We start from the raw sequence: 21,980 nt of genomic DNA on the forward strand, positions 1-21,980 counted from the left end.
TTAGTTCTGATACAGTTTCATCAGCATTGCGGCATGGTTTGCCAGCGAATAATTTGCTGCTATCATCTGTTTTCCTTTTTTGCCTATCGCTTTTCGTGTTTCACGATCGGTTGTCAGGATTGTTGTTAAGGTACGTTTTAAAACCTCATCGTCTCCCGGAGGTACCAGCCATCCGTTTTCGCCTTCCGAAATAATTGCTTCGGCCGCACCGACTCTTGTGGAAAGCGACGGGGTTTCGCTGTACATCGCTTCGGCCAGTGAATTGGAAAACCCTTCTGTAAAGGAGGTAAGCACATACAAATCGGCTGCCTGTAAAAAAGGTATCGGATTGCTTTGATAGCCGGCAAAGGTTACGTATTCCTCAATATTCAGTTCCTTAACCAAGGCTTCTAACACAAAACGATGACTTCCGTCACCCACAATCGTATACCGAATTTTATGCTGTTCCGAAAGCAATTGAGCAATTACCCGTAAAACTGATTCGATGTTCTTAACCGGCTCCAGTCGCGAAACGGAAACAATGCTGAAAATTTCATCTTTTCGTTCCGGTCTTTCGTCCAGCTCCTGAAAAATCATTGGGTTGGGAATCTGTTGCAATTTTTTCCGTTTCACCCCGTTTTCTTTTTCCAGATAAGAAATCACTGGTGCTGAATTCCCAATCACATAATCGGAAAGGTTATAGATGAATTTAAAAATCCGCTTAGCGGTCTTACTTTGTGACGGAATCCCGATTTCTTCGGAAACAATTACCGGTACTTTCGCAAGCTTTGCCGCCAAGACGCCGTGAAAATTTGCTTCCGCACCGGAAGTATGTACCACTTCTGGTTTTTCCTTTTTAAAAAACCGATACAGTTTGTAAATGGTAGCAAAACTTGGAATTTTATACGATAATCCGAAACAAACTACTCTTTTTCCTTGCTTTTGGATATTTTCGGCGGCGGTTCCTCCTTTATTTATGGCGCAAAATACCCAATCGTGTTCGTCTCGGATATGCGAAAGGGTTTCCAATCGGCGTTCTACGCCTCCAAAATCGAGAAACGTGGCTAATCGGACTATTTTCATGGATTTTTCAGGGTTAAACCGTGATGAATGGCTTGTGCATATTCTTCCTCCAGATTGGACTGCGTAAGCACTTTATGCCAATGGGATGTGTTTTTCTGAAAGTAGTACGGCGAACCTATCAGAGTAAGCGGGCCAAAACCAATGCCCTGGTATTCCACTAAAGCACAGTATTCTTCTGTCTCCACGATATCTAAGGAATTAAACCAGACTCCCATTTTGGTCACGACTTCCCGGGCGTAGTCCAGCACTTTTTCGGAAGGCTCTGTCCATTCGAATTTTCCGCTGCCGCTTGCTTTGAAGTCGTTATCCCGGACTTTTCGCTTCAGTACAAAATATTTTTCGCCAAAAATCAATACTTTATAATCACATTCCAGACCAGGCACAAATTCCTGAGCCACAAACGGACTGCGTTTCGAGAAAAACTTGCTGAAATTTACTTCGCTGTATTGCTTAACCGGCTGCAGAGACTGGTCTTTGTGCTTATTTTTGGCTTTTTTGTACAAACGAAGGCGTTCCAAGAACGTTAACTTTTTAACTTCTTTATTCAAGGTCTCCAATTCTTCTTTGTTTTGAATTAACCGGACACCGCTCGACATGGCGCCTTTCAGACTTTTATAAACAAAAGGAAAAGTGGCTTTATTAACTGGAAAATCATCGAAATCGCCGTAATAATTTCCATTTACCTTTTCAATGCCGATGCGTTTTTTATACAATTCCTGATACCCTTTGTTTTCAAAAGAATAGAGCTGGTTGATATCGGGTAACAGAATAACATCCGGTCTTGACTGGCTAATATCAAAAACCACATCTTTAATAAATTGGTTATAATTGTCATTATAACTTGCCGTGTAGAACAAAACACATTGTCTTGGCAGCAATTCATAATTTGCCGCAATTTTAGCAAAATCCAAAAGCTGCACTTTGTGATGAAAATCGTTTTCAAGAACGTTTTTGATACGCTCCAAATCCAATCCCATCCAGATACGTCCGGAGAAAAAAGTCTCGTGTATGGGTGCGATTACGATATGCATAAATTATCTTTCAAAAGGCTAAAAATCATTCTTTCACTAACTGTTTGTATAAAGCTTCAATCTTTCCAACATAGACTTCTTCGGCAAATTCTTCCACTACTCTTTTATAACCTTTCTCTCCATATTCTTTTAGTTTTTCAGGATTTTCATAAAACCACGCTAATGCATTGGTTATGCTTGAAACATCAAATTTATCAACTAAAATGCCGGTATTCTTATCATCAACTACATATTGCATTCCTCCAACCCTTGTCGCAACAACTGGCAATTTAGAATACATGGCTTCAGCAAGCACTAATCCGAAAGATTCATTGGCTGATACTAAAGAAAAAACATCCATAACCGAATAATACTTGGCAACATCTTCTTGATATTTTGTAAAAATTACATGCTCCGAAATATTTAATTCGTTTGCCAGTTTTTCGTAATTCTTACGTTCTTTTCCATCTCCAACCAATAGCAACTTTACCTTATATTTTTTTTTAACAAGTAAAGATACAGCTTTAATTAAATCGGAGAAACGTTTGTTGCTGTCGTCGATCATTCGTCCTACAGAACCCACAATAAAATCTTCATTTGTGATATTCAAAGAGGCTTTCAAAGCAACCTGTTCGGCTTCCGATACTCTTCTGGGAGCTCTGACTCCGTTGTTGATTAGTTGGATTTTATCAGGATTAACCTTAGCCTTATGTTCAAGGTAATCACAAGTTGCCTGTGATACTCCAATAACCTTATCCGAAACCATGGAAAACAACCGTAAAAGTAAATTCGCTTTCCAGTTCCGATGTATTGGATCAGAAGTCTCTTCCAGTATTATATGCGGAACACGTTTTAAAAAACCGCTGATGGCTGCCATGGAAATCCCTTCGAAAACGGCTCCATGTATAATGTCCGGTCGGAAATCACCAATCACTTTCTGCACTTTCTGATGCACGGAAAAATCGAAAGGATGCTTTAACTTTCCCACCACGATAATTTCGACACCTAAATCCTCAAACTCTTTATAAAGTTGATTTTGCAATTGTGTACAAACAATTTTAACTTCAAAGCGGTCTTTTGGCAAAAGTTTCACAATGGACAATCTTCGCCGTTCGACACCTCCTGCGCCCAATGTTTCCAGACAATGTAATACTTTTATCTTTCTCATGACAGTAAGGCAATGACCCTTTGGGTGTTCATGCTGTTTTGCTGTTTTCCCCAAATGCTGATTAACTGGCTGCGGTGAAAGGAAACGGTTTCAGGATCCAACTGCAAATCGAGCAAGGCCGGATCTTTTTGAAGGGCTTCCAGGGTAAAAACCGTAAAGCCGCGGTTTTTGAAAAAAGCATACGTTACACTGTCCTTGTAAAAATACACTTTTGCTCCCACATATAACATCGCAACGATATTTCCCAAAGCCTGCTGACGAATATGACCCATGACAACATTTCCGCAGTTTTGCAACAGTTTCATGTATTCCTCGTAAGGCATAAATTCCGAAAGCACGTGCGCCTGTTGCGGAAAAAGCCCCATCACCTTCTGTTGGATGATTTTCCCGTAATTCAAATCGCCGTAATTTAACGGCAACAGTATTATATGATTGTTCACATGGATTTTGGCAAGAACCTCGAACACATCCAGATGGTTATTGGTTGGCGTGGCGCTGTTTCCCAGAAGAATATCGTTTCCGGTAACGGTAAAATCTTCGTAGCCTTTGATGTAATGCTGTTCCAGATTCCCGTAATTCCATTGCACGTACTGCGGTTTGAAATCGGGATGGCTCTTTTTTATCAGTTGGTAATCGTCCGGAAGCACCGGAGCAAAATAACTGATACCTGTATTGATAAGCCTTAAACGTTTCTTTCTTCGGATGCGGTTAACCTTTTTAGAAAAAAAATACACCAATTGATTACCCATGATTTTAGACACCAATTTCCTCGTAAGCGGTTTGTACATGTGAAAATCGGCCAGTGTATCGGCTAACCAATAATAATCACCGCCCCAGCCTATCCACAGAATTTTTGGCTTTAATGCCGCATTTTGCAGTAAACGGTCGTATTTGGTATCCAGAAAATGCAGTACAATTAAATCGTAAGCATTTACAATTGCCAGAGTTTCTTCCGTATAAAACTGATCGACCGTAAGAAGCCGACAGGGAAATTTAATATGCTTTAAAGATTCCGCACCGGACAACACCCAAAAATCGCTTTGCGCAGCCTGTTCTTCCGTAAAAGACGCATGTGCGAAACCGATAAATTTTTCATCGTTTACCAAATGTAAAATCTTCTTCATAGTTCCAACGATGGTAAATCTTTAATTTTTTGGGCAGGAACGCCTACTACGAGCGTATTATCCGGGACATCTTTGGTTACAACCGCTCCGGCGCCTACAATCACATTATTTCCGAGTGTTACTTTCGGCAGGACTACTGCATTGGTTCCCAAAACGCAATACTTCCCGATGGTACAATTGCCGGATATTTTCACTCCCGGCGATAATTCGCTGAAACACCCTATAGTGGTATCGTGTCCTACCGTGCAGTTTAAATTTATCAGAACACCTTCGGAAACTACCACATCATTCGTAATAACCGTCCCGGTCATAATGTTACAACCCTGACCAATCCGGGTACCGAAATGTCCAATGTGCGCAAACGGACTGATAGTGGATACCAATTCACCTCCTAAAGCTGTAAATTTATCAAAGAGCTGTTTCCGAAGCACCGGATTGCCAATGCCAATCGTAAACCTGTTGTCTGTTTTTTCAAAATACTCTTTAGCTGCATCAGTCGATTTTAAAACCGGAAATTTTCCGTAAAGCATATCCGGCACATCACGGTTTACGTCGTCATAAAAAACTACAGCATCTGCTTGATGATCCTGATATAATACTTCCAGAACTTCTTTGGCAAAACCTTTGGCTCCGATTATTATCATAGTGCGGCATTAATGATGGAACATATTCTTTGCAAAGCTGTAGTTTCCAATCCCACGAATAAAGGTAAACACAAAATTCTTGAGGCAATGCTTTCCGAAATCGGCATGGGTTTTCCCTGGGTATATTCAATGGTATTCAAGGACGGATAGAAATAACGTCTTGGTGCGATTTCCGCTTCATTTAATTTTGCCTGCACTTGAAGCAATTGCTGCTCACTTTCAAAAATTACAGGGTAATAACTGTAATTCCACTGCGTGTTTTCGCGGATTTTTATTTTTTCCAGACGGTTGAAATCGAGATGGGCATCATAATGGTCGCATATTCTTTTCCGGTCGTTTAGTATTGTATTCATATAGGGCAAAACCGACAATCCCATAGCGGCCTGCAGTTCGGAAATTTTACCGTTTACGCCTAGTCCGTGAAAAGCCAAAGGGCCGTTATGACCAAAATTGTGATGGTAAAACAGTTTGTGGAATAATTCTTCATCCTGCGTAAACATCGCTCCGCCTTCCCCGGTATGGAACAATTTGGTCGCGTGAAAACTACAGGTGCTCACCTCCCCGTACTCGAAAATGGATCTTCCGCTGTATTCCACCCCAAAAGCATGGGCGGCATCGTAAATCACGTTCAGGTTATGTTTTTTGGCAATACGTTCAATTTCGGTTACATTACAGGGATTTCCGAAAACGTGCGTAACGAGAATGGCTTTGGTTTTATCCGTTATAGCTTCTTCAATTTTACTTTCATCGATGGTTAAATACTCCGGATGAATGTCTACAAAAACGGGAGTGCAGTTTTCCCAGACAATCGCTGCAGTAGTCGCCACATAACTGAACGGTGTCGTAATCACTTCACCGCCATTTGCCAATAGCTTTAAGGCAATCTGCAAGGGTACGGTTCCGTTATTGGTGATGATAATGTTGTCGGTTTTCAGATAATTTTTCAGCTTTTCCTCCAACTCCAAAACCAACTCGCCACGGTTGGTGAGCCATTCGTTTTTAAAAGCGCGGTTTACCTGCTGAGTGTATTCCTCAAGAGGCGGGAGAAAGCATTTGGTAACGTTAATCATCGTAAAAACCTGTTTTTAAGTAATTGTTCGGTGTAGATATAGGCCGGGTTTGCAAATAATTTATTCAACACAAAGTAAACAATAATTCCGGTTATTCCCGACAGAAATAACTTTAAAATAACGGAAAAATCACATAGCAGATAAAGCATTACAGCTACTGCCGTACCGGAAAGCAGGGCATACACAAAAGTAGGCAACATGTCTTTTAACTGCTGAAGTGTTTTATAGTGAATCATATCACTGCTGTAGTAGGTATTGACAAGCAAAGACAGAAATGATGTCACCACACTGGTCCACAATAAGGCGTAAATCCCGAAAGAAAACGAAATAAGGACGCCAATCAGTATGATTATTTTTTTTAAGATTTCGAGTTTCAGGAACAAATCGCTTCTGCCATAAACTTTCAGGACATTGATGTTGAAGGCGTGAATCGGGTACAGCATACTTGAAAAACACAACACTTTAAAGAAAAAGGCCGACGTAAGCCATTCTTTGCCCAACAACAATTCCACCAAAGGCTCTGCTGCTGCAGCCAAACCTATCATCAGCGGAGCGGTAACAAAAAAAGTAAACTGCAAAATTTGTTTATAGGTTCGGGAAATGCGTTCTTTTTCTTCCTGAATGTTCGACAACAAAGGATAGGTTACTTTGGAGATAATCGTCGTTAAAATCGTAACCGGATAATTGTTAAACACTTTCGCCCGATCGTAAAACCCCAATTGTCGTACCGAAAAATATTTTCCGATCAAAACACTGTAAATATTGTCAAAAACCGCGTTCAGAATACCCGAAAGCATCAGTTTGTTGCCAAAATCAAAGTGTTTTTTGAGTTTTTCTGCAGAGAAATACCAACTTGGTTTCCAATCGGAAAAAAACCAAAGCAAAGCTGAATTTACCGATTGGGTTGTCAGGTACATCCCGACAATACTCCAAACACCAAAATCGCTATAAGCCATTGCAATACCGGTTACCACACCAATCAGATTGGCCGGCAGGTTGTACCGCATGAGTTTTTTAAACTGCATATTTCTGGTATGAATTGCCAACTGCACCGCCGATAAAGCCGAAATAACAAAACTCAGTCCGTAAACCCTGACCACATCCGTAAGAACCTCCTGATTATAAAAACCTGCAATGAACGGTGCTGTAGAAAACAGAATCAGGTAAATAACAAGACTGATTCCTACATTGGTTATAAACACCGTGGAATAATCTTTATCGTCTGCCTCCAACGAACGGATTAACGACGAAGCCAGACCGCTGTCTGCAAGCGTTGTGCCTACCGCTATGAAAATGGTAATCATCCCGATAATCCCGAAATCGTCAGGGCCAAGAGTTCTGGCTAATAGTATTGATGCCAAAAGGGTAATCCCTTTCGTGAAAACCGTATCCAAAAAGGTCCAGATTAGGGCCGAAAATGTTTGTTTTTTCAGTGACACGGTTTGAAAATTGAATCAATTAGAGTTTTCCGTCTGCTTGGCTGCCCAGAATTCCTTTTACATCATACAACAAACTGTTTTCTTTCTGCAATGCAGACAAATCCAACCCAAGGAATTCTTTGTGAGACACTCCTAAAACAACAGCGTCAAATTTATCATTAGGTAAGGTTTGCGTGGTCGTCAGGCCGTATTCGTGGTTTACTTCAGCAGGATTGGCCCACGGATCGTAAATGGTTACATGGGTTTCGTAATCTTTTAACGCGTTAACCACATCCACCACTTTGGTGTTGCGAACATCCGGGCAATTTTCTTTGAAGGTAATGCCCAGCATCAGAATTTTGGAACCGTTCACTTTGATACTTTTCTTAATCATCATTTTCACGACTTGAGACGCCACATAATCGCCCATGCTGTCATTCAAACGACGGCCTGCCAGAATAATTTCCGGATGGTAGCCGTGTTCCTGTGCTTTCTGCGCCAAATAGTAAGGGTCAACACCAATACAGTGCCCGCCTACCAAGCCCGGTTTAAACGGCAAAAAGTTCCATTTGGTACCCGCTGCCGCTAAAACAGCGTGTGTATCAATATCTAAAATATTAAAGATTTTCGCTAGTTCGTTCACAAAAGCAATGTTGATATCGCGCTGTGAATTTTCAATGACTTTGGCGGCTTCGGCCACTTTAATGGTAGGTGCCAAATGCGTTCCGGCAGTGATGACACTTTTGTATAAAGCATCTACTTTTTGCCCGATTTCAGGCGTGGAACCGGAGGTAACTTTTAAGATTTTCTCAACAGTGTGTTCTTTGTCTCCCGGATTAATTCTCTCAGGGGAATAGCCGGCAAAGAAATCCGCGTTAAACTTCAGACCGGAGATTTTTTCCAGAACCGGAATACATTCTTCTTCTGTAACGCCGGGATATACAGTCGATTCGTAAATAACAATATCGCCTTTTTTCAAAACCTTACCGACCGTTTCACTGGCCTTGTAAAGCGGTGTTAAATCGGGACGGTTGTTTTTATCTACCGGTGTGGGTACGGTAACTATAAAATAGTTGCAGTTGGCAATATCGGAAAGCACATTGGAACAATAAAGCCCGTTTGCATCTGATGGCTGATTTACTAAAACAGCCTGCAACACCTCATCTTCCACTTCCAAAGTAGAATCGGTTCCGCTGTTTAATTCTGAAATTCTGCTCTGATTGATATCAAAACCTATAACAGGATATTTTGTGGCAAACAAACGTGCCAATGGCAATCCCACATAGCCTAATCCGATAACTGCAATTTTAATGCTCATATTCTTTCTGTCCGTTTAAGAGCCAATCGACTGGTAAACGAATCCTATTTTTTCAAGTTGATTTTTATCCAATAAATTTCTGCCGTCGAAGACGAAAGCCGGTTTTAACATACTGTCGTAAATTTTTTGCCAGTCGTATGTTTTAAATTCATCCCATTCCGTCAGTACGGCAATAGCGTGAGAATCTTTACAGGCTTCATACGGATTCGTATGTACCGCAACGCCGCTTTTATTCTCCTGCTCCGAACGGGTTTCCAGATAATTCAAATCGGCGTACACCTGTTCTTCCTCCACTTTCGGATCGTAAACGGCAATATGTGCCTGCTCGCTTAACAGATCGTCTGCCACATAAATCGCGGCTGATTCCCGGGTGTCGTTGGTATCTTTTTTAAACGCCCAGCCCAAAAAAGTAATCTTTTTTCCCGACACCGTATTGTATAAGGTACTGATGATATTTTTGGCAAAACGGCGCTTCTGATGGTCGTTCATAATGATTACCTGCTCCCAGTAATCGGCTACTTCGTTCAATCCGTAAGACTTGGCGATGTACACTAAATTCAGAATGTCTTTCTGAAAACAGGAGCCTCCGAATCCAACGGATGATTTCAGGAATTTAGGTCCGATTCGACTGTCCATTCCGATAGCTTTGGCTACTTCGTTTACATCGGCACCGGTCTTTTCACACAATTCCGACATGGCATTGATGGAAGAAACGCGTTGGGCCAAAAAGGCATTAGCCGTTAATTTTGACAATTCGGACGACCATACGTTGGTGGTAAGGATGCGGTCTTTCGACACCCAGTTTGCATAGATGTCCGCCAAAGCCTGAATCGCTTTTTGTCCTTCCGGCGTTGTGTCGCCTCCGATCAATACCCGATCCGGATTGTGTAAATCGGCAACCGCCGTCCCTTCTGCCAAAAATTCCGGATTGGATAGAATCTGAAAATTCACGCCGTTTCCGGTATGATCTAAAATATCTTTAATGGCACTGGCCGTACGAACCGGTAAAGTTGATTTTTCCACCACAATTTTATCAGTCTTGGCTACACGGGCAATCTGACGGGCACACAATTCGATATACTTCAAATCAGCTGCCATCCCTTTTCCGACTCCGTAAGTTTTGGTTGGGGTATTTACGGAAATAAAAATCATATCGGCTTCATCGATAGCCTTATCTACTTCCGTGGAAAAGAAAAGGTTTCTGCCTCGGGCCGCTCCCACAACGGCTGCCAATCCGGGTTCGTAAACCGGAATATTGTCCAGATTTTCATCGTTCCAGGCCGCGATTCGTTTCTCGTTCAAATCGACTACGGTTACTTTAATGTGCGGACATTTCTCCGCAATCACTGCCATAGTCGGTCCTCCTACATAGCCCGCTCCGATACAACAAATAGTTTTTACTTCCATGTTATTTTAAATTTTCCCAATACCATTTCACGGCTTCTTTTAACCCCTGTGAAATGGAAAACTGCGGATTGTAATGTAATAATTCTTTCGCTTTATCCACGCTGGCCAGAGAATGCGGAATATCTCCCATCCGGTTTGGCCCGTGAATGATATTAATATTTTTAATTTCAGAATCGAACTCTGAAAGGTATTCTTTTAGATACTGAACTAATTCATTCAAAGTAGTCCGGTCGCCAAAAGCCGTATTGTAAACGGTGTTGACTGCTTTGGGATTCTGAGTCATCAAAGCCAATTCATTCATCTGAATGACGTTGTCAATATAGGTAAAGTCTCTTGAATAGTTTCCGTCTCCGTTAATTACCGGACTTTCATGCTGCATCAGTTGCATCACAAACTTCGGAATTACGGCAGCGTAGGCTCCATTAGGGTTTTGTTTTCTGCCAAATACATTAAAATAGCGCAGCCCGATGGTTTCGATTCCATAGGTTTTACTGAAAACATCGGCATACAGCTCGTTTACATATTTTGTTACGGCATAAGGAGAAAGTGGTTTCCCTATGATGTGTTCCACTTTTGGCAGACTTTCCGAATCGCCGTAGGTAGACGAACTCGCCGCATATACAAATCTTTTGATTCCTGCCGCTTTACTGGCATGAAGCATGTTCAGAAAACCCGACACATTTACCTCGTTAGACGTAATCGGGTCATTGATGGAACGGGGCACCGAACCCAACGCCGCCTGATGCAGCACATACTCGGCTCCGTCTAGCGCTTTCAGACAAGTGTTATAGTCTCTGATGTCTCCTTCAATAAGGCTAAAATCGGGATTTCCAAAAAGATGCTCAATATTATGCCGGAAACCCGTTGAAAAATTATCCAGACAGATTACGCGATGTCCTTTTTGAAGAAAATACTCGCACAAATTCGAACCGATAAACCCGGCCCCGCCCGTAATAAGAATTGTAAAATTGTTCTGAGACATCTTTATTAATTTGGGTGCAAAGATAATTTAATTTTCAAAAACAGCAGGCCATTATAACACAGAAACAAAAGCCATTATTTCCCCTTACCGAATTTTGATTTTAATTTATCCAGACGTGTTTTAGGTTTTTCTTCTTCAAGATAACCGTTTCCGTAGGCACCATAACCGTAGCCATAACCATAACCATAACCGTAACCATAACCGTATTTGGCTCTGTTCTCAAAACCGTTCAATACAATACTGATATTATGAAGCTCGCCTCGTTTGTGTTTTTCATTCACTATGGAGAGCATACCTTTTTTGGTAAAGTTCTGTCGGGTCACATATAAAATTGCATCACAATATTCCGCCAGTTCAAGGGCATCAGCCACTAAACCTACCGGTGGCGTATCCAGAACGATAAAATCATACTGTGCTTTCAGTTCTTCAATCATTTCCTTCATACTTTCCCCTAAAATAAGTTCCGAAGGATTTGGCGGTATAGGCCCGGAAGTGATTACATCCAGATAAGGAATATGTGTTGCCTGAATTACTTCATTAAGTGTCTTCTGACCAATAAGATAATTTACCGCTCCGATATTGTTTTCAATGTTGAAATCGCCAAAAATTCTCGGTTTGCGCAAATCGAGTCCTACAATAATGGTTTTCTTTTCACTCAAAGCAAAAACGGTTGCCATATTGATGGAACAGAAGGTTTTACCTTCACCACCCACGGAAGAGGTAAGCATCAGGATTTTTGTACCGTCCACTTTCTGCTTTTTATACATATACTGAAGCGAAGAACGGATAGCCCTGAAAGATTCTGCCAATGGCGACTTTTGTTTCTCAAACACCGACAGGTTGTTATCCGTATTTTTCTTTCCGACAACCCCGATAATCGGAATTTTGGTTAATTTTTCAATATCATCGGAATTGTGAATGGTATTATCCAGCAAGGTAATGGTAAAGACAACCAACAACGGAATAAAAATCCCGAAAAGGATGGCCAAAATATAGTTTACGCTGGTTTTAGGACCTAACAATCCTCCGCCAACGTCCTTGGCTGTATCAATAAAAGCGATATCCGAAACGTTAGCGGCTTTCACGATATCTGCTTCGCTTCGCTTCTGCATGAACGTATTAAAAATATTGTCTTTTAAATCGTACTTGCGGGTAATCTTCAGCAATTCCTGCTTGTCCTGCGGCATTTGTTTTATTTCGGATTCCGCAGCACCTATTTTCTGATTGATTAAAGCCAAATCATACTGCAAAGCCTGTTTGGCCGAATTAATATTTTCCAGCAGTACTTTTTTATAAGCCTCCATTTCCTTGTCAAACTCGTCGAACATCTTTTTGTTCTTTACGGCATACGCCATTTCGGAACGTTCGGCAGACAGCTGAATTAATTTGGACACGTTTCCGATTACGTTCGGATCGTCAATTCCGGCAACGGTTGGCGCCGGCAGCTTTGAAAAATCGGTACTGTTTACCAGGTAATTGCGCAGGGAATTGTAATAGGCTATTTTCCGGGTGACCGCATCCTTTTCCAAATCCAGTCCTGAAAGTTTTTCCGACAATTTCATCCCTCCGGCTTCAAGCTCCAGGATATTTTTGTCTTTGCGAAAATCTTTCAGTTCATCTTCAGTTTTCTTGAGATCGCCTTCCATCGCAATTAAAGTACTGTCAATGAACGATATGGTGTTGTTCGCAAATTGATTCTTACTGTCTAACTGACGTTTTCTGAGCACCTCAACAGTGGCGTTAAGATAGTCGACCAAACGGGCTTTGTTGGTGCCCTGTAACCCGATTCGGATAATTGAAGGTGCTTTGGTATCCGTATCCACGTTAATGGATTTATAATGGGATACTGTGGCATCAAAACTTCGGAACTGAATGTAAAAATCTTCTTCAAAGTTTTTACCTCCTTTCGGGTTTAACAGTATGGTTCCGTTAAAATAAGGCAAATTAATCTGGTCGCCAATGCGATAGCGTTTTTTTACTGCATTAGAAGGCAGGCTTACCGGTTCCACTTCATTGGTTTTATAAATAAAGTTTTTGGCCGATGTTTCTTCTGTATCCACGGAAAGTTCAAATTCCGTCGTACTCAGAAAGTGTATTTTTATCGGAATATTGGCCAGTTGCCCTTTGGATTCGTCTATGCTCACATAAAAGGGAACTTCACCGTATGCATCCTGATAATTGTATTTCCCCAATCGCAAATACTCGATATAATAATTAAGCCGTTTTACCACATATTCGTTATGGGTTCTCGACTTCAGCATATTCATAATGGTCTGTACTTTATCGGAAGTACCGCCCCAATTGAAAACCAGACTGGTATTGGAGGTAAAGAACGGATTATTTTCATCTTTCACCACTATGGAAGCTTCCATCCCGTAAATTTTTTCCTTACGGATATTCACCTGATAGGCGATGAAAAAAGTAATAATCAAACTAACGACAAACCATTTCCAATAACTTGCAATTTTTATCAGAAAACCTTTAAAATCAAAACTGTTTTGATTTTCAAAAAATGAAAAGTCTTTGGTATCAAGCATCTCTTATTCTATAGGTTTCTAAGTAGTAAAAAAGTAGTGGTAACCAATGATAATGCGGTTATGATCGTGGCCACCGACTGCGTTCCTGTTGTTCCTGTTCCCCAGGACTTCTGCTTTAACGGTTTTACATAAATGTAATCGTTCGGCTGCAGGTAATAATACGGAGACTGCATGGCTTTAACATCGGTTAAATCCAGCGTATGAATTTCGGAACCGTGCGGATACTGACGGATAATCATTACTTCCTTACGGTTACCGGTCATGGTAATATCCCCTGAATTGGCAACGGCATCCATAACGGTGGCTCTGTCCTGATACAGCATTTTAGTTCCGGGAGAATTCACTTCCCCGTTAACCGTATAACGCAATCCCGATAATTTTACCGTCACGAAAATATTCGCTTCTTTTCTGAAGTATTCCTCCAAAAGTCTTTTTTCAATTTTGGCCCGGATTTCTTCGGTGGTAAAACCTAAAACGTTTACTTCTTCCAAAACCGGAATCCGGATATTTCCATGATCATCAACCGTAAAACCATTAAAATAGATTCCCTGCTCAGACTGCATCTGGGTCCCCTGCACTTCAGATGGGTTAAACATATCCACCAGCTTCTGATCCAAAGCCTTCACTTTAACCGACAGGATGTCGTTTACCTGTACCCGGTAAGGCTTCGAGGCTACAGACTGAATTGTTACTAAAGTAGAATCGTTATTCTTATTTTGAAGGTAAATCAACTCTTTATTCGGAATACAGGAAACGCTAGTAATCCCCACAATCAGCATTAAAAGAAAAATAACTTTTCTCATTCTTATTTTTTTAAAAAAACAAATATAGTTTTTCAATTGAAATTATTAAACTTTTCAGCAATAATAAACCAAAAAGTAACTTTTACCTATTTATTAAGGGAATTTTCAAAAGGAATACGCTGCATCAGACTTCGCCCTAAAGTAACCTCATCGGCATATTCCAGTTCGTCTCCGATGGCAATTCCGCGGGCAATTGCAGAAGTCATCACGTTATAATCCTTTATCTGTTTGTAGATGTAAAAATTCGTCGTATCGCCTTCCATGGTAGAACTCAGGGCAAAAATCACTTCTTTTACGGTTCCGGATTTTACTTTGTCGACTAAAGAGACAATGTTCAGCTGATTCGGTCCTATGCCGTCTATCGGCGAAATTTTACCGCCCAGCACATGGTACAACCCTTTAAAAATCCCGGTGTTTTCCAGTGCCATGACGTCGCGAATGTCTTCGACCACACAAATAACCGAGGTGTCGCGGGACGGATTCGCACAAATCTCACAAACATCGGTATCCGAAATATTGTGACAGCTTTTGCAGAATTTTATCTCATGGCGCATTGTAAGCAAGGCTGCTGCCAACTGTTCCGACTGCTCTTTCGGCTGTTTGAGCAGATGCAGCACCAGACGCAGGGCGGTTCGTTTACCAATCCCCGGCAGTTGCGCCATTTCGTTAACCGCTTTCTCTAAAAGTTTCGATGAAAATTCCATGAGACAAAAGTAGTTATTTTGAAATTCATCCGATTTGAAAATTTGAAGATTATTTGTGTAAATTGGCAACCTAAAACACATCGCATGACATCGGCAACCATACTCTCCATTATCATTATTTATTTCGGGCTTCTTATCCTGATTTCCAATCTGGTAAGCAAGAAAGATTACAGTAACGATACTTTTTTCAAAGCCAACAAAAACTCAAAATGGTATTTGGTGGCATTCGGGATGATCGGAACCGCGCTTTCGGGCGTTACCTTTATTTCCGTACCGGGTGAAGTGGGCAATCCTGATTTACAGTTCAAGTATTTTCAGTTTATTCTCGGGAATGCGATCGGGTTCATCATTATCGCTAAAGTGCTTCTTCCACTGTATTACCGCATGAACCTTACTTCCATTTACGGGTATATCGAACAGCGTCTTGGAACGATTAGCTATAAAACTTCAGCGATTATCTTTCTGATTAGCAGAACCATTGGCTCGGCTTTCCGTTTGTATCTGGTGGTGATTGTTTTACAACGCTATGTTTTTGACGATTTTAACGTTCCTTTTGCCGCTACCGTTCTGATTTCGCTGGGTTTGATTTTTGCTTACACCTATCGCGGCGGTTTAAAAACGATTATTATTACCGATACATTACAGACTTTTTTCCTGGTTTCTTCCGTATTCCTGACGATAATTTTCGTGTGCAGCAGTTTGGATTTCGGAGCATTGGAAGCCTTTGAAGCCGTTAAAAACAGTCAGTATTCCAAGATTTTCTTTTACGAAGATTACCTGAAAGGCAATTATGTAATCAAACAGATTTTAGGCGGAATCTTCGTTACCATTGCCATGGTGGGCTTAGATCAGGACCTGATGCAGAAAAACCTGAGCTGCAAAAACATCGGCGAAGCCCAGAAAAACATGTTCACGTTTACCGGAATTTTTGTACTGATTAACATCTTCTTTTTGAGTGTGGGCGCCTTGTTGTACATGTATGCCGAGAAAAACGGTATCGCCATTCCGATGGTGGACGGTGTTGCCCGTACAGACTATCTTTTCCCGGAAATTGCTTTCAGACATTTGAGCATCGTACCGGCCGTGATTTTCCTTTTAGGCCTGACCGCTGCCACTTTCGCCACCACCGACAGCGCGCTAACCGCCTTAACCACTTCCTTCTGCGTAGATTTTCTGGGAATGGACAAAGCCGAAAATACCAACAACATGAAAACGGTACGAACCAGACATTTGGTGCACCTTACCTTTTCTTTTTTGATGTTTCTGGTGATTTTGGTTTTCAACTCGCTGAATGACAAATCGGTAGTAACGATGATTTTCACCGTGGCCGGATACACTTACGGACCGCTTTTAGGCCTGTACGGATTCGGATTGTTCGTTAAATCCAAAACGGTAAACGATAAACTGGTTCCTTTTATCTGTGTGACATCGCCTTTAATTACGTATTTCATCAATTCCAATTCCAAAGACTGGTTTGGCGGTTATGTTTTTTCATTCGAACTGATTATCGTAAACGGATTGATCACGCTGTTGGGATTGTTTCTAATCAGCAAACCGGCAACTGGACAAACCCGTTTTTAGAACTGATTGGTACTAAGCAACACTAATGTACAAGCTGCCTCATACGGAATATTCGCCTTTTCCAAAAGATTGAAAAACTCAGGGTTTTCGGTTCCGGGATTGAAGATGACGCGTTGCGGTTTTAACCCGATCACATACTCATAATATTCCGGTTGCCGCTGCGGATTGAGGTATAAGGAAACCGTATGCACCGCCTCAAACGGAAGCTTTTCGGTTTCGATTTTTACGTTTTGAATGCTGTCAGAATGGGCTCCGATGGCCACTACTTCGTGGTTGTGTTTCAGCAAACTGTTTACCGCCAGAAAAGCATAACGCTCCGGATTTGCCGACGCACCGATTACTAATGTTTTCATCAGAATAATTTTCACTAAAGTTACTGTTTTTATCCATTTTTTCCTATTTTAGTCCAACCTGAAAAACTGATAAGATAATCGTTCCTTAAAATTTCGTTTACCTTAATCGCCTTTATTCATTTTAATTTTGCCGTAAAAAACCATGGAATTATTCGTTTACATTTTTGCTGCCTTATTTTCAGTACTGAACCCTTTGGGAGCTATTCCGATTTATGTGGGTTTAACAGAACACGATTCGAAAGCCGAACGCTTCCGGACCTCGCTGTGGACGGCCATCAATGTTTTTATCATTTTGATTATTTCCTTTTTCGTAGGCGAATACGTCATTAATTTCTTCGGCATCAGCATCGACGCGCTTCGGATTGCCGGCGGACTGGTGATTGCCAGTTCCGGGTTTGCCTTGCTGAGCGGACAGTTCAGCAAAAAAAGAGGCGTAAACAAAAAGGTTACGACAGATGCTCAAACGCGAAATGATATTGCCTTAACACCGTTAGCCATGCCTATTCTTGCCGGCCCGGGCGCTATTTCATTATTGATTGCTTTCTATCAGGACTATCCTGAATTATCTGATAAAACCATTATCTGCCTTTCCATATTGGCGGTAGCCATGGCTATTTTTATCATTTTAAGAAGCGGTCATTATCTTTCAAGACTTTTGGGAGCATCCGGGATTGTAGCCATTTCCAGAATTATCGGTTTCTTTGTGATTGCCATTGGAGTGCAGTATATCAGTAATGCCGTAGTCAATATTTTCAAAGGGATATAAAACAAAAACGCCTCAAAAAATGAGGCATTTTTTATTCTTCTGTTTATTCTTCATCTTCCTGAAGCGGCAGAAAAACTTCCGCCATCATGCAGCGGGCGCTTCCGCCTCCGTAGGTTTCAATGGTGGTTAAATCGGAACTGATAATTTCACCGTGTTTTTCCAGAACTTTGAGCTGGGCCGGTGTAAAAGTGTTTTTTGCGGTTTCGCTCATCACGATGTATCTTTTTCCGTCGGCTCCTTTAACCTGCAGGATATTGCCGGCGAAACCGTTTACCTGTTCTTCCGTAATCAGAATAATTTCTTTCCCATCCGAACGAAGACAATCCAAAACCATTTTACGCTCTTTGGAATCGTCGATGGCATCAGCACAAATTACCGCAAATTTTTCGCCTACCGACATCATCACGTTAGTGTGGTAAATCGCTTTGCGTTCCCCATCAACCGTTTGAAACGCGTCAAAAATAACCGGATCCATTTCAAAATCTTCACAGAATTCGATCATTAATTCCTCATCGGATCTTGGCGAAATACAGCAGTAGGCTTTACCGTTTTCACGGTCTAACACCAGACTTCCGGTTCCTTCCAGGTATACTTCGTCGTTCTCCGCCGCGGAATAATCTACCAACTGCTCGATATAAAAGCCGTTTTCTTCCAAAAGATCCAATACATCTTCACGTCGCTCCCAACGTCGGTTTTCCGCAAACATCGGATAAATGGTTACATCGGCACTTTCGTGAAAGGAAATCCAGTTGTTGGGAAAAATACTGTCCGGGGTTTCCGGAGAAAGTGTGTCGTCTAACACAATCACGTTGACTCCGGCTTCTTCCAGTTTAAGCACCAGATGATCGAATTCGTTTTGGGCTTTGGCATTTATGGCCGCCGGCAACAGACCGTTTTCTGCTTTTTGATAATAATTATTGGCTGCGGTTTGCTCGTTACGACGAAAGGCAATCGGGCGAATCATTAAGAGGGTGTTAGTCGTTTGCTGCATACAATTAGCTTTTCAATTGTTGTGTTATTTCTTCGATAATATCCAGCGTCACTTCCGCCATGACATTTACCTTTTCGTCCAGACACGGATTTACTTCCACAATTTCCATGCAAACCGTTTTTTCGTTTTTGGCCAAATGCAGCAGTATGGCTTTTGCTTCTTCCGGTGTGAGTCCGTTTTCAACCGGCGTTCCGGTTCCGTGTGAAGTCAGTTCCGGATCCATGGAATCTACATCGAAAGAAACATAAATCAGGTCGCAGGCTTTTAATTGCTGATCGATTTCAGCCATTACAGCAGCTACTCCTCTGTTCCGGACATCGGCTACTTCGTAGTTTTTAATCCCCAGTCGATTCATCACGGCATCTTCCTGTTCTTCCGTATCACGTACTGCGATGTACACCAGATCTTCGGGTCTTACTTTTGCCTCCGGACTTCCGGTTTGTTTCAGTTTGTTCCAAAAGGCAAGCGTTTCCTCATCCACCTCGTTTACCTTACATTCTGTATTATCGATATTTAAAGCAGTAGCAAGCGGCATTCCGTGCATGTTCCCGGACGGTGTGGTAAAAGGGGTGTGAATATCCGCATGGGCATCAATCCAGACAACGCCCAGACGTTTATCGGGAAAGGCTGATTTTATTCCGGCTATAGTTCCTCCGGCTGAACCGTGATCTGCGGCCAAAATTATCGGAAAAGAATTAGTATTAAGAATGGCAGATACTTTATCATTTAAAATATCGTACACTTTGTTCAGCCCGTCGATGCGTTTGGCAAAGCGATACGGCGTGGGCTTGTCCAGTAAATCATTCACACTCCTGAGTTTTTCCACTGCATTCTCGCCGAAAATAAAACTTCCTTTTTTCCGGGCTGCGGTCATGATGGCGTCTGGACCCAGTGAAGAACCTCGGGTTCCTGCCGTAATTTCCGATTTGTTGATTAAAAAAACGATACTTTTGTTCATAGTAAAAACTACTCTTTTGGTTTGGTTTGTTTGCTAAAGCAGAAAAATAACAGTCTGTTTCAAAATCGTTATTTTTGGGCTTTTGACAAAGATAGAAAAAGGCCTCTGATAAAAGAAAACTTCTTCCAAAATAAACCCGATTAACCGATAACCCTCAGACATTCTGTTACTTAAAAAAATCATTTCCAACTCTTTTTCTGCTTCTATCAGTTAATTCTTAACGTATTTTTTAGTAAATTTGATAAAAATCAAGAAATTATGGGATTATCAAGTTTTTTCAGTTCGCTTTTCGGGAAAGCCAAACAAAGTACCGAAGGCTTAGGGAGAGATGTCTCCGATTTGGCTGATACTGCCGCAGATAAAGTGGAATCGTTTGCTAAAGATGCCGGTGAAAAAGTATCGGAAATAGCAAACCAAGCCGAACAAAAATTTGAAGAGTTAGGCGTAAAAGATTCTTTAAACAATTTGGTGGATTCTGCCAAAGAAACCGCTTCAAAAGCTGCTGACTGGATAGAAGACAAAGCGGCCGATGCCAAAGAAACCTTATCCGATGTCGCGGACAGCGTAGAAAATAAAATCCAAGAGGTAACCGGAAATACCGTAGAAGAAAAATCATCAGAAAATCCTGCCGAGGAAGAAAAGCCGTCGGAATGATTTCAAATGTTCTGAAAAAATAAAAGTCCCGGTTGCCCGGGACTTTTTTTATGAAATCAAAGTATCTTATCTCTCATTCATCGGTTTAAAAGGACGCAACGGTGCTCCCACATAAACCTGACGCGGGCGACCAATTGGTTCTTTATTTACGCGCATTTCTTTCCATTGTGCAATCCAACCTGGCAAACGACCTATTGCAAACAATACAGTAAACATATCGGTAGGAATTCCCAAGGCACGGTAAATGATACCGGAATAGAAATCTACGTTTGGATATAATTTTCTTTCTACGAAATACGGATCCACCAATGCGGCTTCTTCCAATTGCTTGGCAATATTCAGAATTGGGTCGTTAACGCCTAATTCCGCCAATACTTCATCGGCTGCTTTTTTGATGATTTTCGCTCTTGGGTCGAAGTTTTTATAAACACGGTGACCGAAGCCCATTAAACGGAACGGATCATTTTTGTCTTTTGCTCGGGCCAACGCTTTTTCTGCATCGCCACCGTCTTTCTGGATTTCTTCCAACATTTCTAGCACCGCCTGGTTGGCTCCACCGTGAAGCGGTCCCCAAAGTGCAGAAACTCCCGCAGAAATCGAAGCAAATAAGCCTGCATGCGATGAACCTACCATTCTTACCGTAGAAGTCGAACAGTTTTGCTCGTGATCTGCGTGAAGGATAAACAATTTATCCAAGGCATTCACCACAATTGGATTGATTGCATAAGGACCTGTAGGCAATTCAAACATCAAACGCATGAAGTTTTCTACATATCCTTTGGTATTGTCATAATAATTTAATGGGAAACCAGATCGCTTGCGGAATGTCCAAGTCGCTAAAACAAGGAATTTACCCATTGTTTTACAAACCGCATCGTACATTTCTTTCTCGTTCTCCACATTAACCACTTTAGGATTGAAAGCGGTTAAGGCACTGGTTAAGGAAGACAAAACGCCCATTGGATGAGCCGTTTTCGGGAAACCGTCGATGATGTTTTTCATCTCTTCATTAACCAACGTATATTTACGGATATCGTTCTCAAATTGCTCCAGTTGTTGTGCTGTTGGCAATTCTCCAAAAATCACTAAATAGGATACTTCTAAAAAGTTGGCTTTTTCTGCTAAGTCTTCGATGGCATAACCTCTGTAACGCAGGATTCCTTCTTCTCCGTCAAGAAAAGTGATTTCACTCTTACAAGAGCCTGAATTTTTGTACCCTGGGTCTAAGGTGATTGCACCAGTTGCAGCACGCAACTTCTCTATATCGATAGCAACCTCATTCTCACTTCCCACGATAACTGGAAACTCATATTTGTTGCCATCAATTTCTAATATTGCAGTTTTCGACATATTTTATATTAGGAATTAAATGTAATTGTTTTTTTGTTCTACGCGAATTTATGAAATTCCAAATGAATTAAAAAAGAAAA

The 21,980-nt window shown here is 41.4% G+C and carries 20 protein-coding genes; 3 read left to right on the forward strand and 17 right to left on the reverse strand.

Annotated features, from left to right (window positions below; all coding sequences use genetic code 11):
• From G498_RS0111855 to recR, 13 genes are all read right to left on the reverse strand, one after another.
• Complete coding sequence (locus G498_RS0111855) at positions 1-1,062, reverse strand: glycosyltransferase (protein ID WP_026981342.1); 1,062 nt, start codon at positions 1,060-1,062, stop codon at positions 1-3.
• The gene (locus tag G498_RS0111860) at positions 1,059-2,093 is read right to left on the reverse strand and encodes an ATP-grasp domain-containing protein (protein WP_131387686.1); all 1,035 of its coding nucleotides are present in this window, start codon (positions 2,091-2,093) and stop codon (positions 1,059-1,061) included. The genes G498_RS0111855 and G498_RS0111860 overlap by 4 nt, the downstream gene beginning before the upstream one ends.
• Before the next feature lie 25 nt (positions 2,094-2,118).
• Positions 2,119-3,240: a glycosyltransferase gene (locus G498_RS0111865; RefSeq protein ID WP_026981344.1), complete on the reverse strand. Its 1,122-nt coding sequence runs from the start codon at positions 3,238-3,240 to the stop codon at positions 2,119-2,121.
• Positions 3,237-4,364, reverse strand: coding sequence for a TDP-N-acetylfucosamine:lipid II N-acetylfucosaminyltransferase (locus tag G498_RS0111870; protein ID WP_026981345.1), 1,128 nt, complete (start codon positions 4,362-4,364; stop codon positions 3,237-3,239). Before G498_RS0111870 ends, G498_RS0111865 begins: the two co-directional genes overlap by 4 nt.
• Positions 4,361-5,008, reverse strand: a complete 648-nt coding sequence (locus tag G498_RS0111875) for an acetyltransferase (RefSeq protein WP_026981346.1) — start codon at positions 5,006-5,008, stop codon at positions 4,361-4,363. The genes G498_RS0111870 and G498_RS0111875 overlap by 4 nt, the downstream gene beginning before the upstream one ends.
• Positions 5,005-6,078, reverse strand: coding sequence for a DegT/DnrJ/EryC1/StrS family aminotransferase (locus G498_RS0111880; RefSeq protein ID WP_026981347.1), 1,074 nt, complete (start codon positions 6,076-6,078; stop codon positions 5,005-5,007). The genes G498_RS0111875 and G498_RS0111880 overlap by 4 nt, the downstream gene beginning before the upstream one ends.
• On the reverse strand, positions 6,075-7,517 hold the full coding sequence (locus G498_RS0111885) for a lipopolysaccharide biosynthesis protein (protein WP_026981348.1): 1,443 nt from the start codon (positions 7,515-7,517) through the stop codon (positions 6,075-6,077). Before G498_RS0111885 ends, G498_RS0111880 begins: the two co-directional genes overlap by 4 nt.
• Positions 7,518-7,536: 19 nt before the next feature.
• Positions 7,537-8,814 carry a nucleotide sugar dehydrogenase gene (locus G498_RS0111890; protein WP_026981349.1) on the reverse strand — a complete coding sequence of 426 codons (1,278 nt, stop codon included), beginning with the start codon at positions 8,812-8,814 and terminating at the stop codon, positions 7,537-7,539.
• Positions 8,815-8,829: 15 nt separating this feature from the next.
• Positions 8,830-10,221 carry a UDP-glucose 6-dehydrogenase gene (locus G498_RS0111895; protein WP_026981350.1) on the reverse strand — a complete coding sequence of 464 codons (1,392 nt, stop codon included), beginning with the start codon at positions 10,219-10,221 and terminating at the stop codon, positions 8,830-8,832.
• Position 10,222: 1 nt separating this feature from the next.
• Positions 10,223-11,203 carry an SDR family oxidoreductase gene (locus G498_RS0111900; RefSeq protein WP_026981351.1) on the reverse strand — a complete coding sequence of 327 codons (981 nt, stop codon included), beginning with the start codon at positions 11,201-11,203 and terminating at the stop codon, positions 10,223-10,225.
• Positions 11,204-11,277: 74 nt separating this feature from the next.
• Complete coding sequence (locus tag G498_RS0111905; protein WP_026981352.1) at positions 11,278-13,740, reverse strand: exopolysaccharide transport family protein; 2,463 nt, start codon at positions 13,738-13,740, stop codon at positions 11,278-11,280.
• Between the two features lie 8 nt (positions 13,741-13,748).
• Positions 13,749-14,543, reverse strand: a complete 795-nt coding sequence (locus tag G498_RS0111910; RefSeq protein WP_026981353.1) for a polysaccharide biosynthesis/export family protein — start codon at positions 14,541-14,543, stop codon at positions 13,749-13,751.
• 86 nt (positions 14,544-14,629) lie between these two features.
• Positions 14,630-15,247, reverse strand: a complete 618-nt coding sequence (recR, locus tag G498_RS0111915) for a recombination mediator RecR (RefSeq protein ID WP_026981354.1) — start codon at positions 15,245-15,247, stop codon at positions 14,630-14,632.
• Positions 15,248-15,331: 84 nt separating this feature from the next.
• Here recR and G498_RS0111920 point away from each other — a divergent pair, with 84 nt between their 5' ends.
• Entirely contained in the window at positions 15,332-16,828 is a 1,497-nt protein-coding gene (locus G498_RS0111920) for a sodium:solute symporter (protein WP_026981355.1), read from the forward strand.
• Here G498_RS0111920 and G498_RS0111925 read toward each other — a convergent pair.
• The gene (locus tag G498_RS0111925; protein WP_026981356.1) at positions 16,825-17,181 is read right to left on the reverse strand and encodes a CoA-binding protein; all 357 of its coding nucleotides are present in this window, start codon (positions 17,179-17,181) and stop codon (positions 16,825-16,827) included. The two genes, G498_RS0111920 and G498_RS0111925, sit on opposite strands and share 4 nt — an antisense overlap.
• Before the next feature lie 142 nt (positions 17,182-17,323).
• On the opposite strand from G498_RS0111925, the gene G498_RS0111930 reads away from it, so the two are divergent.
• Positions 17,324-17,947 (forward strand): MarC family NAAT transporter, encoded by a 624-nt coding sequence (locus tag G498_RS0111930; RefSeq protein WP_026981357.1) that lies wholly within the window; start codon positions 17,324-17,326, stop codon positions 17,945-17,947.
• A gap of 43 nt (positions 17,948-17,990) precedes the next feature.
• Here G498_RS0111930 and ctlX read toward each other — a convergent pair whose 3' ends face one another.
• Both ctlX and G498_RS0111940 read right to left on the reverse strand, forming a co-directional pair.
• Positions 17,991-18,938, reverse strand: a complete 948-nt coding sequence (gene ctlX, locus G498_RS0111935; RefSeq protein WP_026981358.1) for a citrulline utilization hydrolase CtlX — start codon at positions 18,936-18,938, stop codon at positions 17,991-17,993.
• 4 nt (positions 18,939-18,942) lie between these two features.
• Positions 18,943-19,896: an arginase gene (locus G498_RS0111940; RefSeq protein ID WP_026981359.1), complete on the reverse strand. Its 954-nt coding sequence runs from the start codon at positions 19,894-19,896 to the stop codon at positions 18,943-18,945.
• A 258-nt stretch (positions 19,897-20,154) separates the two neighbouring features.
• Here G498_RS0111940 and G498_RS0111945 point away from each other — a divergent pair, with 258 nt between their 5' ends.
• On the forward strand, positions 20,155-20,550 hold the full coding sequence (locus G498_RS0111945; protein ID WP_026981360.1) for a hypothetical protein: 396 nt from the start codon (positions 20,155-20,157) through the stop codon (positions 20,548-20,550).
• A gap of 66 nt (positions 20,551-20,616) precedes the next feature.
• Here G498_RS0111945 and G498_RS0111950 read toward each other — a convergent pair whose 3' ends face one another.
• On the reverse strand, positions 20,617-21,900 hold the full coding sequence (locus G498_RS0111950; RefSeq protein WP_026981361.1) for a citrate synthase: 1,284 nt from the start codon (positions 21,898-21,900) through the stop codon (positions 20,617-20,619).
• Positions 21,901-21,980 lie beyond the last annotated feature (80 nt).

The organism is Flavobacterium suncheonense GH29-5 = DSM 17707 (assembly GCF_000430025.1).
Lineage (GTDB): Bacteria > Bacteroidota > Bacteroidia > Flavobacteriales > Flavobacteriaceae > Flavobacterium > Flavobacterium suncheonense.

Excerpts from the sequence above, each read along its gene's own strand:
- G498_RS0111855 (WP_026981342.1), bottom strand. The coding sequence starts at position 1,062 with ATGAAAATAGTCCGATTAGCCACGTTTCTCGATTTTGGAGGCGTAGAA.
- G498_RS0111860 (WP_131387686.1), bottom strand. The coding sequence starts at position 2,093 with ATGCATATCGTAATCGCACCCATACACGAGACTTTTTTCTCCGGACGT.
- G498_RS0111865 (WP_026981344.1), bottom strand. The coding sequence starts at position 3,240 with ATGAGAAAGATAAAAGTATTACATTGTCTGGAAACATTGGGCGCAGGA.
- G498_RS0111870 (WP_026981345.1), bottom strand. The coding sequence starts at position 4,364 with ATGAAGAAGATTTTACATTTGGTAAACGATGAAAAATTTATCGGTTTC.
- G498_RS0111875 (WP_026981346.1), bottom strand. The coding sequence starts at position 5,008 with ATGATAATAATCGGAGCCAAAGGTTTTGCCAAAGAAGTTCTGGAAGTA.
- G498_RS0111880 (WP_026981347.1), bottom strand. The coding sequence starts at position 6,078 with ATGATTAACGTTACCAAATGCTTTCTCCCGCCTCTTGAGGAATACACT.
- G498_RS0111890 (WP_026981349.1), bottom strand. The coding sequence starts at position 8,814 with ATGAGCATTAAAATTGCAGTTATCGGATTAGGCTATGTGGGATTGCCA.
- G498_RS0111895 (WP_026981350.1), bottom strand. The coding sequence starts at position 10,221 with ATGGAAGTAAAAACTATTTGTTGTATCGGAGCGGGCTATGTAGGAGGA.
- G498_RS0111900 (WP_026981351.1), bottom strand. The coding sequence starts at position 11,203 with ATGTCTCAGAACAATTTTACAATTCTTATTACGGGCGGGGCCGGGTTT.
- G498_RS0111905 (WP_026981352.1), bottom strand. The coding sequence starts at position 13,740 with ATGCTTGATACCAAAGACTTTTCATTTTTTGAAAATCAAAACAGTTTT.
- G498_RS0111910 (WP_026981353.1), bottom strand. The coding sequence starts at position 14,543 with ATGAGAAAAGTTATTTTTCTTTTAATGCTGATTGTGGGGATTACTAGC.
- recR (WP_026981354.1), bottom strand. The coding sequence starts at position 15,247 with ATGGAATTTTCATCGAAACTTTTAGAGAAAGCGGTTAACGAAATGGCG.
- G498_RS0111920 (WP_026981355.1), top strand. The coding sequence starts at position 15,332 with ATGACATCGGCAACCATACTCTCCATTATCATTATTTATTTCGGGCTT.
- G498_RS0111925 (WP_026981356.1), bottom strand. The coding sequence starts at position 17,181 with ATGAAAACATTAGTAATCGGTGCGTCGGCAAATCCGGAGCGTTATGCT.
- G498_RS0111930 (WP_026981357.1), top strand. The coding sequence starts at position 17,324 with ATGGAATTATTCGTTTACATTTTTGCTGCCTTATTTTCAGTACTGAAC.
- ctlX (WP_026981358.1), bottom strand. The coding sequence starts at position 18,938 with ATGCAGCAAACGACTAACACCCTCTTAATGATTCGCCCGATTGCCTTT.
- G498_RS0111940 (WP_026981359.1), bottom strand. The coding sequence starts at position 19,896 with ATGAACAAAAGTATCGTTTTTTTAATCAACAAATCGGAAATTACGGCA.
- G498_RS0111945 (WP_026981360.1), top strand. The coding sequence starts at position 20,155 with ATGGGATTATCAAGTTTTTTCAGTTCGCTTTTCGGGAAAGCCAAACAA.
- G498_RS0111950 (WP_026981361.1), bottom strand. The coding sequence starts at position 21,900 with ATGTCGAAAACTGCAATATTAGAAATTGATGGCAACAAATATGAGTTT.